The organism is Candidatus Paraluminiphilus aquimaris, from assembly GCF_026230195.1.
In the GTDB taxonomy this organism is placed as follows: domain Bacteria; phylum Pseudomonadota; class Gammaproteobacteria; order Pseudomonadales; family Halieaceae; genus Luminiphilus; species Luminiphilus aquimaris.
Genome location: NZ_CP036501.1, coordinates 2,534,673 through 2,549,076, shown reverse-complemented (window position 1 = coordinate 2,549,076; position 14,404 = coordinate 2,534,673). Strand labels below are relative to the sequence as shown.

The 14,404-nt window shown below is 52.4% G+C and carries 11 protein-coding genes; 10 read left to right on the top strand and 1 reads right to left on the bottom strand.

Annotation, left to right across the window (positions count from 1 at the left end; genetic code table 11):
* Positions 1-68 precede the first annotated feature (68 nt).
* From bamA to E0F26_RS11600, 10 genes are all read left to right on the top strand, one after another.
* Positions 69-2,663: an outer membrane protein assembly factor BamA gene (gene bamA, locus E0F26_RS11645; protein WP_420887706.1), complete on the top strand. Its 2,595-nt coding sequence runs from the start codon at positions 69-71 to the stop codon at positions 2,661-2,663.
* Positions 2,664-2,687: 24 nt separating this feature from the next.
* A complete protein-coding gene (locus E0F26_RS11640) occupies positions 2,688-3,200 on the top strand; it encodes an OmpH/Skp family outer membrane protein (protein ID WP_279241832.1) in 513 nt (170 codons plus the stop codon).
* 1 nt (position 3,201) lies between these two features.
* The gene (gene lpxD / locus E0F26_RS11635) at positions 3,202-4,233 is read left to right on the top strand and encodes a UDP-3-O-(3-hydroxymyristoyl)glucosamine N-acyltransferase (protein WP_279241831.1); all 1,032 of its coding nucleotides are present in this window, start codon (positions 3,202-3,204) and stop codon (positions 4,231-4,233) included.
* Between the two features lie 13 nt (positions 4,234-4,246).
* Entirely contained in the window at positions 4,247-4,678 is a 432-nt protein-coding gene (fabZ, locus tag E0F26_RS11630; RefSeq protein WP_279241830.1) for a 3-hydroxyacyl-ACP dehydratase FabZ, read from the top strand.
* Positions 4,679-4,681: 3 nt separating this feature from the next.
* Positions 4,682-5,452: an acyl-ACP--UDP-N-acetylglucosamine O-acyltransferase gene (lpxA, locus tag E0F26_RS11625; protein ID WP_279241829.1), complete on the top strand. Its 771-nt coding sequence runs from the start codon at positions 4,682-4,684 to the stop codon at positions 5,450-5,452.
* The gene (lpxB, locus tag E0F26_RS11620) at positions 5,452-6,597 is read left to right on the top strand and encodes a lipid-A-disaccharide synthase (protein ID WP_279241828.1); all 1,146 of its coding nucleotides are present in this window, start codon (positions 5,452-5,454) and stop codon (positions 6,595-6,597) included. The genes lpxA and lpxB overlap by 1 nt, the downstream gene beginning before the upstream one ends.
* A complete protein-coding gene (gene rnhB / locus E0F26_RS11615; RefSeq protein ID WP_279241827.1) occupies positions 6,594-7,154 on the top strand; it encodes a ribonuclease HII in 561 nt (186 codons plus the stop codon). The genes lpxB and rnhB overlap by 4 nt, the downstream gene beginning before the upstream one ends.
* A 20-nt stretch (positions 7,155-7,174) precedes the next feature.
* Entirely contained in the window at positions 7,175-10,615 is a 3,441-nt protein-coding gene (dnaE, locus tag E0F26_RS11610; protein WP_279241826.1) for a DNA polymerase III subunit alpha, read from the top strand.
* 69 nt (positions 10,616-10,684) lie between these two features.
* Positions 10,685-11,143: an NUDIX hydrolase gene (locus tag E0F26_RS11605; protein ID WP_279241825.1), complete on the top strand. Its 459-nt coding sequence runs from the start codon at positions 10,685-10,687 to the stop codon at positions 11,141-11,143.
* On the top strand, positions 11,140-11,388 hold the full coding sequence (locus tag E0F26_RS11600; RefSeq protein WP_279241824.1) for a DUF1244 domain-containing protein: 249 nt from the start codon (positions 11,140-11,142) through the stop codon (positions 11,386-11,388). Before E0F26_RS11605 ends, E0F26_RS11600 begins: the two co-directional genes overlap by 4 nt.
* Before the next feature lie 47 nt (positions 11,389-11,435).
* On the opposite strand, the gene gcvP is transcribed toward E0F26_RS11600, so the two are convergent.
* Positions 11,436-14,300: an aminomethyl-transferring glycine dehydrogenase gene (gene gcvP, locus E0F26_RS11595; RefSeq protein WP_279241823.1), complete on the bottom strand. Its 2,865-nt coding sequence runs from the start codon at positions 14,298-14,300 to the stop codon at positions 11,436-11,438.
* Between the last annotated feature and the right edge of the window lie 104 nt (positions 14,301-14,404).

The window sequence follows — 14,404 nt, the reverse complement described above, 5'->3', positions numbered from 1 at the left end:
AATTAGTCCTCAAAAAAATAAGCGACCGGGCTCGCTGTTGGCTCGGAAGTGTGAAGCGTTCCAGCGGTCTGGCATTGATTGTTACCGGCTTTATCGTTGGCCTTTCGCCGACCTCAATTGCGCAAACTGAGCCCTTTGTTGTTGCGGATATTCGCGTCGAAGGTTTGCAGCGCATTGCGCCTGGAAGCGTCTTTGCGGCTTTGCCGGTAAGCGTTGGTGATGTTGTCGATGAGCTCGCCATTCGAAGTATCTCTCGCAATCTGTTTTACACCGGGAATTTTGACGATATTTCGGTGGGGCGTGACGGCAACGTACTCGTACTTACTGTGGCGGAGCGACCGAGTATTAGTGAGATCACGATCGAGGGTAACAAAGCGATCGAGACGGAAGCGTTGTTAGATGGCCTTAAGGGGGCCGGCCTTGCTGTTGGGCAGGTATTTCAACGATCTACGCTTCAGGGCATGCAGGGTGAGCTTCGACGTCAGTACGTGATTCAGGGGCGATATGACTCGTCAATTGATACCGAGGTGATACCCGAGCCTAGGAACCGAGTCTCCATCAGCATCGAGATCGATGAGGGAACAGTCTCAAAAATCAAACACATCAATATTGTCGGCAACGAAGTGTATAACGACGAGGAGCTACTTGAGCTGTTCGAGTTGCAGGTTGGCGGCAGGTTCTCGTTTTTCTCTAGTGCTGATAAGTACAGTAAGGAAAAGCTGGAATCCGACTTAGAAACCCTGACCAGTTACTACCAGGACCGGGGGTATTTGCAGTTTGAGATCGAGTCGACCCAGGTGGCTGTGTCACCGACTAAGGACTCAGTCTTCATAACTGCCAATGTCGCCGAAGGGGATCGATTTACGATCACCGATGTGGACCTTTCCGGTGACCTTGTGCTGTCAGAGGAGGATCTATCTCGCTTCCTTTTGGTGGGTCCAGGTCAGGTCTTTTCGCAGCAATTGGTGACCAGCACTGAAGAATACCTCACCCGCCGACTCGGGAATGAGGGCTACAATTTTGCCAAGGTAACGGGCATCCCGGAAGTTGGCGACGGCGAGGCTGAGGTCTCAATCAAGTTCTTCATTGATCCCGGCAGGCGGACTTATGTCCGGCGCATTAACTTCAAAGGAAACTCACGAACCGCCGACGAGGTTTTGCGACGTGAAATGCGCCAAATGGAGGCAGCACCTGCCTCCGCAGCGGCCATTGAGCAGTCGCGTATTCGTCTTCAACGGTTAGGCTTCTTTAGCTCTGCCGAGGTCGAGACTGTCGAGCTTCCCGGTTACGACGATCTCGTGGATATTGACTTCTCAGTTGAGGAGCAGAGCTTTGGCTCTATAGGCGGCAGCTTAGGTTACTCGCAGTTTGCGGGGCTTATTGTTGGCCTGAATCTGCAACAAAATAATTTCTTGGGCACGGGGCGGCAGGTTGGTCTGAATCTGAACACGTCGCAGTGGCAGAGCGTTGCAAGCATCAACTACAACAACCCTTATTTTACTGAGGACGGTGTGAGTCGAGGGTTCAGCGTCTTTTACCGAAAGTCTGACCTTTCTGAGATTAATGTCGCTAGCTACACAACGAACACGGTGGGTGCCACCATGTCGTTTGGCTACCCGATCAGTGAAACGCAGCGACTCGGTTTTAATCTGGGAATCACGAATACCGACATTACATCGGGACGCTACGCGGTACAGGAAATACGCACCAGTCCGCGACTAATAACCGGTGTGGAGCAGTACTATACCTCCACCAGGCAGCTAGACGGGACTTACTCGGGACCTGAAGAGTTGTTTCCCATCACCGATTTACCGCCTGAGGCGTTCGTCAATCTTAATAATGACGGTTTCCTAGATCAAAATGGCAGTGAATTCACCAATTGGTCGATTACGGGGTCTTGGATTCAGTCAACCTTGAACCGAGGGCAGCTTGCGACACGGGGTGTGTCTAACTCGATTTCAGCGCAATTGCAGATGCCGGGATCCGATCTTGAGTTTTTCAAACTCAACTATCGGGGGGAGATGTACGTTCCTATCTACGGTGATTTTACGTTCCACTTGCGGGGTGAGGTCGGTTACGGCGACGGTTATGGCGACACCACTGAACTTCCGTTTTATGAGCACTTCTATTCGGGTGGCTTTGGCAGTGTCCGTGGATTCGAGGCGAATACCCTAGGACCGCGAAGCACCCCTCCCATTCTCTATCAAACGGGCCTTGCGGTTACAGGAGTCGATGAGGATGGCGCGCCCACTGAGATTGGTGGCCCTGATGGTTTAGGCTTTGGCTACATTGTGAATCCTGAGACGGGTCAAATCGAGACGCAGCAGGTATTCACAGGACGTCGCCGCGCTGATCCGTTTGGCGGCAATGTCGTCATCGAGGGCTCTGCAGAGGTTCTTTTCCCTATGCCTTTCGTCAAGGATAGGAGTTCTATAAGATCCGCGTTCTTCTTAGACGTTGGCAATGTTTTCAACACGAATTGTCGTGAAAATCAGCTCAACTGCTTCGGCGTTGACGCCAGTGAGTTGCGCTATTCAGTCGGCATTGGCGTAACGTGGTTAAGTGGTTTTGGACCACTTACATTTGCACTTGCGAAGCCGCTCAATGCTAGCGACACTGATCGTACAGAAGTATTCCAATTCACGCTGGGGCGTGGATTCTAATAACTAACCAGGAGGTTATCCCAAATGTTGTTCCGCTTTGTCGCCGTATTGGCACTGATGGTTGCATCGACCCTAGCGCACGCTCAAGGTCGTATCGCTGTTGTGAATTTGGAGGAGGCCATTTTACAAACCGACTCCGCGCAGCAGCGTTTGCGTGATTTCGAGGCCGGTGAATCTTTTGCTGAAGATAAAGCCGAGTTTGATAGCTTAAAAGCTGAGCTCGACAAGTTGGTGCAAGATTTCCAGCGTGATCAGGCGGCAATGAGCGAGGACGACCAAGTGGCTGCTCGCCAAAAGATGGCCAGTAAAAACGCCGACCTTGAGTATGTCGCAAAGAAGTTGCAGGCCTTGCAGCAGCAGAATGCGCAACGCGTTTTCCAAGAGCTTGTTCCCGCCGCTCGACAGGTATTAGGTGAAGTGATCGAGACCGATCAGATTGGTCTTTTGCTCCAAGCGCAATCGGTGATCCACGCCGATCTCGGTTACAACATCACGGCTAAAGTAACCGACAAGCTCAACCAGCTACCTCAAGAGTAATATGCCGACTCTGGGCGATGCAGCCGCGGCATTGGGTCTCACCTATAAAGGTGACCCAAGCCTTACGCTGAATCGCCTTGCGCCCATCTCTATGGCCGAGACGGGCGATCTTTCCTTTATCGCACAAAAGAAATTCGTTAAATCGCTTTCTGCGTCGGATGCCTCAGCGATCATTTGCCCCAGAGACTGGGTGGGTGACTACGCGGGGGCTGTACTGTTTAGCGATGAGCCCTACGCCGATTTCGCGCGTGCCACTAAGCTGTTTGATAATCGACCACGCCCATCTGGGAGAGTTCATTCGAGTGCCGTTATCGCAAAGACAGCCCAATTGGGCGCTCACGTAACGGTCGACGCTGGTGCTGTTATTGGTGAGGGCGCTACGATTGGCAACGATGTGTGGATTGGGCCTAACGTTTGGATCGGCGAGCGGACCGCCATTGGTTCGGGGACTGAGCTCAGAGCCAACGTGTCGATTTATCACGGTGTTGCTATTGGCCACGATTGTCTGATCCACGCCAGCACCGTAATAGGTTCCGACGGGTTTGGCTTTGCACCCACGAGCACGGGTTGGGAGAAAATTCTCCAGTTGGGCGGGGTCAAGGTGGGCGATCGTGTTGAGATTGGTGCGGGCTGTGCCATCGATCGTGGGGCACTCGAGGATACTCAGATCGGCGACGACGTTATCCTTGATAACCTGGTGCATATTGCGCACGGTGTGAAGATTGGCCGGGGATCGGCCGTCGCGGGGCAGGTGGGTTTTGCTGGGGGATCGGAGCTCGGCGAGCGCTGTACCGTAGGGGGACAGGCTGGCTTTGCGGGGCACCTCAAAATTGCCAATGATGTGCATATTGGTGGACAGGGTCGAGTTTCTAGGGATGTCAGTGAGGCGGGTCACTACGCGTCAGGAACATCGCTAATGCCTGTTCGCGATTGGGCGCGCAGCGCCGCGCGCTACGAAAAGCTAACAGAGATGGCTCGCCGCATTGAGGCGCTTGAAAAACTGTTATCGGAGAAAGCCAACACTGGCGAATAGGGAACACCAAACTATGATGGACATTGAGGGGATCAGAAAGCACTTACCGCACCGTTATCCCTTTCTTTTTGTAGACAGGGTTGTGGCAATCGAGCCTGGTGTGTCGATTGAAGCCTACAAAAATTTAAGCATTAACGAACCGTATTTCGACGGCCACTTCCCGGGTAATCCGGTTTTTCCGGGCGTGCTTCTCGTTGAAGCTATGGCGCAGGCGGCGGGAATTTTGGGGTTTGTGACCATGGGTAAAACGCCAGAAGACGGCTCCATATACTACTTGGTTGGTACCGACAAACTCCGATTTAAGCGGCCTTGTGTGCCGGGCGACTGCGTCAAGCTTGAGGCGTCGATTGTGAGTGAGAAGCGCGGTATTTGGAAATTTGACGTGCGCGCATCGGTTGACGGAAAGACGGCGGCATCGGCCACGATATTGTGTGCTGATCGATAAGCAATGATTCATTCAACAGCCATCATTGACCCCCGAGCGACGTTGCATCCGTCGGTGAACGTGGGGCCTTATTCCATCATTGGTCCCGATGTGGTGGTTGGTGCGGATACGATTATCGAATCCCATGTTGTAATTAAGGGCCCGACCACGATCGGTGCCAGAAATCATATATTCCAATTTAGCTCCATTGGCGAAGCCACTCCTGATCTTAAATATCATGGAGAGCCCACCACGCTGACGATTGGTGACGATAATGTCATCCGAGAGAGCGTTACGATCCATCGCGGTACCGTTCAAGACCGTGGCGATACGTATATTGGCAATAGCAATCTAATTATGTGTTATGTCCACATAGGCCATGACAGTGTTGTCCGAAATAACACAATTCTCGTTAACAATACGGCGTTAGCTGGGCACGTTGTCGTTGACGACTGGGCGATTTTATCCGGCTACACCTTGGTGCATCAGTTTTGCAAAATTGGCGCTCACAGTTTCAGTGGTATGGGCACAGCGATTGGTAAGGATGTGCCTGCCTATGTCACCGTATCGGGTAGCCCTGCCGAAGCAAGAACGATTAACGCCGAAGGCCTCCGGCGCCGAGGATTTTCAGAATCCACACTTTCCAACCTGCGCCGCGCGTTTAAGTTGATATATCGGCAGGGGCTGACGTTGGACGTTGCAATGGAACGCCTCTCCACCATGACGACAGAAACACCTGAAATCCTTCCGCTGATTGAGTCACTTGAGGCGTCCGAGCGCGGTATCGTCCGGTAATGTCGAGTGCGCCATACCTTGGTGTTTTAGCGGGTGAAAAGAGCGGCGATATTTTAGCCGGATCGGTGCTTCGTGAACTCAAACGCCGCAACGAAACATTACGCGTTACCGGTATTGGCGGCGAAGCTACTGCACTTCATGGGCTTGAGAGCCTCTACGACATGGACCGTCTTGCTGTCTTTGGCTTTACCGAGCCGCTAAAACGTCTTCCCGAGCTCTTATCTATGCGGCGCGGTATTCGTCAGCATATGTTGCTGGAGCGTCCAGATGTTTTTCTCGGTGTTGATAGCCCTGATTTTAATCTCACACTGGAACAGCAGCTGCGTGCCAAAGGTCTTAAAACTGCGCACCTAGTGAGTCCCTCGGTGTGGGCATGGCGACCCGGACGAATCAATAAGATTAAAAAAGCGGTAGATTTGATGTTGTGCTTGCTCCCGTTTGAGAAAGACTTTTACGCGCAGCACGGTGTTGAAGCGGTGTGTGTGGGTCACCCCCTTATTGAGGAGTTCTCGGCCCTGCCGGATCAGGCGACGGCAAAGCACTATCTTGGACTTCCTCAGAATGCGCCGGTTCTTGCATGCCTCCCTGGGAGTCGATCGGGCGAAATCGAACATATTGGTCCTACATTTACGCAGGTTGTAATGCGACTGCTTGCGTCAGACAGTGAAATGCGCGTTATCCTTCCGGCTTCCTCGGAGGAGCGCATGGATCAAATAAACCGGCTCATGCCAATTGATGATGAGCGCTTTTTAGTCATCGAAGGTCAGAGTCGATTGGCAATGACGGCATCGGATGCTGTGCTGTGTGCGTCCGGTACAACAACACTGGAAGCGATGCTGATTGGCAAGCCAATGACAATAGCTTACAAAATGAGCTGGTTCTCTTGGCAGATTCTGAGTCGCATGGTCACTTCGCCTTTTGTGGGCTTGCCTAATGTTATTGCGGGTAGGGCAGTCGCGCCTGAGTTTTTGCAGGGAAATGCAACGGTTGAAAACCTTTACCAATCGGTACTCGAGAGCTTCTCTCGTCAGGGTGATGAGCAAAAGACGACCTTTAGCGAGCTTCGCCAAACTATTGGCGATGACTATGCTGTGCGCTCAGCCGATGCATTAGAGGCGCTTATGGCTGGCGAGGGCTTTGAATGATCGTAGCGGGATGCGACGAAGTCGGGCGAGGCCCCCTAGCCGGCGATGTCGTCGCTGCGGCCGTTATTCTTGGTGAGTACACGCCTGAAGGACTCACAGACTCTAAAAAACTGTCGGAGAAAAAACGGCTGCGTTTGTATTCTGAGATTGAAAATCACGCAATTGCGTTCGGTATCGGCCGGGCGAGTGTAAGTGAAATTGATGAGCTCAATATTTTAAATGCCTCATTGCTCGCCATGAAGCGCTCGGTCGAAGCCCTGGGTATTAAACCCGACCACGTGCTTGTTGACGGCAACAAGCTTCCTACCTGGGAGTACAGTGCTGAGGCGGTGGTAGGTGGTGACGCGTTGATTCCGTCTATCAGTGCGGCTTCAATTCTCGCCAAGGTGACACGTGATCAGGAGTTGATTGCACTGGATCAACACTACCCTGAGTACGGTTTTGCTAAGCATAAGGGCTACCCTACCGCACAGCATATCGCGGCAATTAAAGCACACGGTGTCTTGCCCATACATCGCCGTAGTTTTGGTCCAATCGCCCGTTTGCTACAAACGTAAATCAGGTTTAAATAAGTTCTATGGATCCCAAATTCGTTCATCTTCGTGTTCATTCAGAGTTTTCGCTCACCGACGGTTTGGTGCGTGTAGGGCCTCTGATGAAGTCGGTGGCCGCAGCGGATATGCCGTCGGTGGCTGTGACGGATCGGACTAATTTCTTTGGGTTGATTAAGGCTTATAAGGCCGCTGAGCGTGAAGGCGTAAAGCTCATTATAGGGGCCGATTTTGAGGTACTCGAGGACGATGAGCGCCGTTATCAGGCGACGTTTTTAGCACAGTCCGCAGAGGGTTATCGAAACCTCACACTTCTTATTTCTCAGGCTTATCAGGAAGGTCAGATCTTGGGTCGACCTTTGCTAAGACGTGATTGGATTCAAGCGCGAAGTCAGGGTTTGATTGCATTGTCTGGTGGCAGGCTAGGTGACGTGGGTCAGCATCTGGTTGCAGGAAGACGCCAAGAGGCAAAAGCCGCACTTGAGTGGTGGATGTCGCTGTTCCCGGATCGTTATTACGTTGAGCTTCAGCGAACGGGTAGAGAGAACGAAGAGGACTATCTTCACGCAGCGGTGGCACTGGCAGCTGAAGAAAACTGCCCGGTGGTGGCGACAAACGAAGTCTGCTTTCTCACGCCAGAGGAATATGATGCCCACGAGGCGAGAGTCTGTATCGGTGATGGTCGAACGCTAAATGATCCGCGCCGGCCACGGCACTTTTCAGATCAGCAGTACCTTCGATCTCCCGATGAGATGATTGCGTTATTTGCCGATATTCCAGAGGCAATCGAGAATACGATTCACATCGCGGCTCGTTGCTCGACTGAAATAGAACTGGGTAAAGCGTATTTGCCTGATTTCCCAACACCTGAAGGGGTAAGTATCGAGCAGCACCTCGAAGATTTATCTAACGAGGGACTCGATAAGCGGCTGGCAGCGCTCAATATTGACGATGATGAAGTGTATCGTGCGCGTCTCAAATTTGAGCTCGATATCATCAATCAAATGGGGTTCCCGGGCTACTTTTTGGTTGTTATGGACTTCATCCGCTGGGGTAAGGCAAACGGCATACCGGTGGGGCCAGGCAGGGGTTCTGGTGCAGGATCTCTTGTCGCTTATGCGCTCGAAATTACCGACTTGGATCCGATCGAATACGATCTCCTTTTTGAGCGATTTTTGAATCCGCAACGGGTTTCCATGCCCGATTTTGATGTCGATTTCTGTATGGATCGCAGGGATGAAGTGATCGATTATGTTGCGGAAACATACGGTCGAAACGCCGTATCTCAGATCATCACATTCGGCACCATGGCGGCAAAGGCGGTTGTACGAGATGTTGCGCGTGTGCAGGACAAGCCTTACGCATTGGCCGATAAGATGTCCAAGCTCATACCCTTTGAGGTGGGTATGACGCTGGAAAAGGCGCTTGAGCAGGAAGAGCAATTAGTCAACCTTCTCGAAGAAGACGGCGCTGCCCAAGAGATTTGGGATATGGCGGTCCAGCTCGAGGGATTGACCCGAAACGCAGGCAAGCACGCAGGTGGTGTCGTCATTGCGCCCTCACAGCTAACAGATTTCTCGCCCTTGTTTTGTGATGAAGAGGGGCATGGGCTCGTCACTCAATACGACAAGAACGATGTTGAGGATGCGGGTCTCGTAAAGTTTGACTTCTTAGGTTTGAGAACCCTTACCATCATTGATTGGGCCGTCGCGATGATCAATGAGCGCGAGGACATTGCATCGCCTGTCGATATCAATCAGATACCGCTTGATGATGGTGCGGTCTATAGTTTGTTGCAAAGCGCAGAGACCACGGCTGTATTTCAGTTGGAAAGCCGAGGTATGAAGGAGCTGATCAAGAGTCTTCGCCCAGACTGTTTTGAAGACATCATCGCTTTAGTGGCCCTGTTCCGGCCGGGGCCACTCCAGTCGGGTATGGTCGAAAACTTCATCGACAGAAAGCACGGTAGAGAGCAGGTTTCCTACCCGGATGCGCAGTATCAGCACGAGTGGTTACAGCCAATATTAGAGCCCACTTACGGCATCATTCTGTATCAAGAGCAGGTGATGCAAATCGCGCAGGAGCTGGCCGGCTACACCCTCGGTGGGGCTGATCTCTTGCGCCGCGCGATGGGTAAGAAAAAGCCCGAGGAGATGGCAAAGCAGCGCTCTGTTTTTGAGGGCGGGGCTAAAGACAAAGGTGTTGATCCAACACTTGCTATGAAGATTTTTGATCTGGTTGAAAAGTTTGCGGGCTATGGCTTTAACAAGTCGCACTCCGCTGCTTATGCATTGGTCAGCTACCAAACAGCTTGGTTGAAGCGGCACTACCCCTCTGAATTCATGGCGGCGGTAATGAGTTCTGAGATTGATAACACAGATAAATTGCTGAGCCTTCGCGATGAATGTAAGCGCATGGGTTTAACCGTTAAAGCCCCTAATGTTCTTGAAGGAAAATTACATTTTTCTGTGAACGCAGACGGCCACATTATTTACGGTCTTGGCGGCATCAAGGGGCTGGGTGAGGGGCCTATTGATGACTTGCTGGAGGCGAGAGGTAACTTGCCTTTTAGTGACCTTTTCGACCTGTGTAGCCGGACTGATCCCAGGAAGGTGAATCGCCGAGCGCTTGAAGCGTTAATAAAGAGCGGGGCCCTTGATGAGCTGGGTGCGGAGCGATCTGTGCTGATGTCAGCGTTGGACGATGCGCTTCGCGCCGCTGAGCAGTCGGCGGCCAATGAGGCAGCCGGCATGGGTGATTTATTTGGTGAGGTTGTTCCCTCCGCAGAAAACGGCGACCCCTATCGCGATCATCGACGTGCGCGTGCTTGGACACTCCGAGATATCCTCGCCGGTGAAAAAGAAAGCTTAGGGAGCTTCCTTAGCGGCCACCCAATGGATGAGTTCCAACAAGAAGTGCGTAAGTTTTCACCCCGTTCGATACGTGAGCTGACGGCAGGCAGTAAACAGTGGGTGGCAGGTTTGATTGTGGACGTTCGACTCGTAAAAACTCAGCGCGGGACCATGGCTGTGCTGCAGCTGGATGACGGGACAGGTCAAATTGAAGCGACGGCCTACAGTGAGGTTTATGAGCAGAATCGTGACTTACTGGTAAAGGATCAAATTGTGCTCGCAGATGGCCGACTGCAAATGGATGACTTTAGAGGGCAGCTTTCTCTGCGTGCTAAATCATTTACAACGCTCGAAGCGGCTCGCAGCTCACGCGTTCGTGAACTTAAAGTCGGGTTGAGCACTGATGCAGTTAAACGTGGGGTTTCGTCTGAACTGAAGCGTGCCTTTTCAGCGCACTCGGGTGACTGTCCAATTGTTGTCGAGTACAAGCAGCCTGCGGGGTCAGCAATGCTGAGATTTGGCGAGCGATGGCGTGTCACACCTACCGATACATTGCTTGATCAGCTTAAAGAGTTGGTTGGACAGGATGCCGTCGAGCTCGTCTACGAGCGTTAGTATTACCAATTGCCTAAAAATGGCAACTTATGACACGATGCGGCATAAGTTCCATAATAAATATGACAAATGAAACATTTAACGGTCTTATTCTTAGCGGCGTTAATCAGCGCGTGCTCCAAGCAGCCCGAGTGCAGTGTTAACGTTGGTGGGAATATGTTGGCACCCAGTTCGGGTTGTCTTGTCGTTGATCAGGGAGACGTTCTGCTCGTAAAGATCATGGGTGGTAGTTACGGTCCTCCGGGCGGTTCAGTCAATAAAGGTGAATCGGCACAGTGTGCGGCGGAGCGAGAAACCTGGGAAGAAACGGGAGTAGAAGTCCGTGCTGGGGAGTTGGCGAAAACGTTTGAGAACGGGTTCCAACTTTATTCGTGTGAGTCCGTCTCCGGCAGAGACATCAATATAACGCGGCCGCTAGAAATTAAAGACGCAGATTGGTTCTCGGATGAGCAGCTCAGCCAGTTGCGTTGGCGATACCCAGAGCAGGGTAGTATTATCCAGCGATTAGTTCAGGGTAGTGAATCATGACAGAGGTTGAGTTGCAGGCGGCAGCGTTTAGGCGCCTCGTCGGTCATTTGCAAGAGCGCACGGACGTTCAGAACATCGATCTCATGGAGCTCGCCGGCTTCTGTCGAAATTGTCTCTCTAAATGGTACGCAGAAGCAGCCAGCGAGGCAGGTGACTCAATGACTAAAGATGCTGCTCGCGAGCTCATCTACGGTATGCCTTACGAGGAATGGAAAACCCGTTACCAAACCCCCATCGCTGAATAAGTAGCCGAAGCTACATCACACGAAGTGGTTCACGTAGCCACCTTACGTCAGGCCGTTTCTAGGTAAGACTCGATACTCGGACACGAGCAAATGAGGTTTCGATCTCCGTAAACGTTATCCACTCGGTTAACCGGTGGCCAGTATTTGTCCGACCTTAACGAGTCAACCGGCCAAACGGCTTGCTCGCGCGAGTAAGGCCTGTCCCAGTTTGTCGCGGTCACCTCGTCCAAGGTGTGTGGCGCGTTTTTGAGCGGGTTATTAATGGGGTCGAGACGACCGTCTTCCACCGCCCTGATTTCATCTCGAATACACAGCATTGCGTCACAAAAGCGATCAATCTCGGCGAGGGACTCTGATTCAGTTGGCTCGATCATTAGCGTGCCGGCAACTGGAAATGACATCGTGGGGGCGTGAAAACCGTAATCGATTAATCTTTTTGCTACGTCTTCTTCTGAAATGCCACAGCGCTCTTTGAGGGGTCTAATATCGATGATGCATTCGTGCGCCACTGTGTCATTGCGTCCTGTGTAGAGCACGTCAAAGTGTCCTCGCAGGCGCTTGGCGATGTAGTTGGCATGAACGATCGCAATACGACTTGCGTCTGTCACGCCATCCGGACCCATCATGGCGATGTACATCCACGAAATGGGGAGGATAGAGGCGCTACCAAACGGCGTCGCGCTGATGACATTGTTTGTGGCGTCGAGACCGTCTTGTGGCACAACAACCGACGAGGCCAGATAGGGTGCAAGATGTTCACCAACGCCTATCGGTCCCATACCTGGCCCTCCGCCACCATGAGGAATGCAGAATGTTTTGTGTAGGTTCAGATGAGAGACATCGGCTCCAAATTTACCGGGTCCTGCCAAGCCAACCAGCGCGTTTAGATTTGCGCCGTCGACGTAGACTTGGCCACCGTGTTCGTGGATTAGCTCACAGAGTTCGACAATAGAGGCTTCAAATACGCCGTGTGTAGATGGGTAGGTGACCATGATCGCCGCAAGGTCAGCGGAGTGTGCATCGACCTTCGCTTTGAGGTCTTGTATGTCGACGTTGCCGCTGTCATCGCAGCTAACGAGCACAACTTTCATTCCCGCCATCACGGCACTGGCCGGATTGGTGCCATGTGCGGATGTGGGTATTAGACAAATATTTCGGTGCGATTCACCGCGTGCGCGGTGGTATCGACGAATTGCCATGAGCCCAGCATATTCTCCCTGTGCGCCCGAGTTTGGCTGTAGCGACATCGCGTCGTAGCCGGTGCACTCTGTTAACCATTGAGACAGCTCTTCCAGCATCGCCAGATAACCAACAGTCTGATGGGCGGGAGCAAACGGATGCATTCGAGCAAACTCAGGCCAGGAGACAGGGATCATCTCTGCCGCCGCGTTGAGCTTCATCGTGCAGCTACCCAGTGGAATCATCGCGCGAGTCAGCGAGATATCTTTGTTTTCCAAGCGCTTTAGGTACCTCAGCATTTCCGTTTCTGTTCGATAGTCGTGAAACAGCGGGTGCTGAAGATAATCCATCTCACGAATGAGTAGCGGACTCACTGACGATGGCTTGTCACTTTTTTCTTCGGTGCCCTCCGCCGAATAGACGCCGCCGAAGAGTTCAACGAGTGACTCGAGTTCCTCAGCCGTGGTGGTCTCATCAAGTGAGATACCAACATGGGTGTCATTAATACGACGCAGGTTAAAGCCGCGCGATTCGGCGAGGGTGTGGATGGCATCAGCTGACCCGGTTTGTATGGTGAGTGTGTCGAACCAGCTGTTATTTACGACCGTGTGTGCTGTGCCGCCTAGGGCGCTAGCCAGTTGTGTTGTTAAGTGATGCACCCGTGTTGCAATGGCTCGTAGGCCCTCGGGGCCATGATGCATGGCGTACAGGCCGGCCATAATCGCAAGCAGGGCCTGTGCTGTGCAGATGTTGCTCGTCGCTTTTTCTCGTCGAATGTGTTGTTCGCGTGTCTGCATTGCCATGCGAAGGGCTTGACGTCCGCGGCTATCAATCGACACACCAATAACCCGCCCCGGCATCGATCTCTTGTACTCATCGCGGGTCGCGAAAAATGCGGCGTGGGGACCACCGAACCCCATTGGAACGCCAAAGCGTTGCGAGCTACCCACGACAACGTCTGCCCCCATGGAGCCTGGCGACTTGAGTAACGTAAGTGCGAGAAGGTCACTTGCGACGCCGACTAGGATATTTTTTTCATGAGACGTTTTGATGACGTCGCTCAAGTCTCGCACATCGCCAAATGTGCCCGGATACTGCGCTAGAAGCCCAAAGGCGTCGTCGACATTCTCGAGGGATTCAGGGTCAACAAGTCGAACTTCAATGCCCAGCGGCTCTGCTCGTGTTTGAATGAGCGAGATGGTTTGTGGATGACAGTCCTCAGCGACGACAAAGGTCGATGACTTGGATTTTCGATTCATCCGATGCATGAGTGTCATGGCTTCGGCAGCAGCGGTGGCTTCATCAAGGAGCGAGGCATTGGCAAGCGGCATGCCTGTAAGATCAATAATGACTTGCTGAAATGTCAGTAGGGTCTCTAGACGCCCTTGTGATATTTCGGGCTGGTAAGGTGTGTATGCCGTGTACCAACCGGGGTTTTCGAAAACATTTCGAAGGAGCACAGCTGGCGTGAGCGTGTCGTAATACCCCATCCCGATACAACTGCGCATGACGGTATTTTGGTCTGCGTAGTTACGGAGTCGCTTCAGTGCTTGAGCCTCGCTTAGGGCTGGGGGCAAACGAAGTGACGCCTTGGCTTTGATATTGTCAGGAATCGCGGTCTCGATCAGCTGCTCAACACTTTCAAAGCCGACGCTTGACGCCATTTCTTGCTGTTGGGCTTTGGTCGTTCCAATGTGACGCTGCTGAAAATGGTCCGTGACGCCCTGATTCAATGCTCTCTCTCCTAAGAATTAATGACAAATTTCGTGTTGCGACAATAATAACACTTGGCTCGTAAATCCGGAGTTGGCGACGTGGGAATTGTCGTCATTTAAGC

What these genes read in the sequence shown, in the direction of transcription:
- E0F26_RS11640 (WP_279241832.1), top strand. Translation starts at nt 2,688, where the DNA reads ATGTTGTTCCGCTTTGTCGCCGTATTGGCACTGATGGTTGCATCGACC.
- lpxD (WP_279241831.1), top strand. Translation starts at nt 3,202, where the DNA reads ATGCCGACTCTGGGCGATGCAGCCGCGGCATTGGGTCTCACCTATAAA.
- fabZ (WP_279241830.1), top strand. Translation starts at nt 4,247, where the DNA reads ATGATGGACATTGAGGGGATCAGAAAGCACTTACCGCACCGTTATCCC.
- lpxA (WP_279241829.1), top strand. Translation starts at nt 4,682, where the DNA reads ATGATTCATTCAACAGCCATCATTGACCCCCGAGCGACGTTGCATCCG.
- lpxB (WP_279241828.1), top strand. Translation starts at nt 5,452, where the DNA reads ATGTCGAGTGCGCCATACCTTGGTGTTTTAGCGGGTGAAAAGAGCGGC.
- rnhB (WP_279241827.1), top strand. Translation starts at nt 6,594, where the DNA reads ATGATCGTAGCGGGATGCGACGAAGTCGGGCGAGGCCCCCTAGCCGGC.
- dnaE (WP_279241826.1), top strand. Translation starts at nt 7,175, where the DNA reads ATGGATCCCAAATTCGTTCATCTTCGTGTTCATTCAGAGTTTTCGCTC.
- E0F26_RS11605 (WP_279241825.1), top strand. Translation starts at nt 10,685, where the DNA reads ATGAAACATTTAACGGTCTTATTCTTAGCGGCGTTAATCAGCGCGTGC.
- E0F26_RS11600 (WP_279241824.1), top strand. Translation starts at nt 11,140, where the DNA reads ATGACAGAGGTTGAGTTGCAGGCGGCAGCGTTTAGGCGCCTCGTCGGT.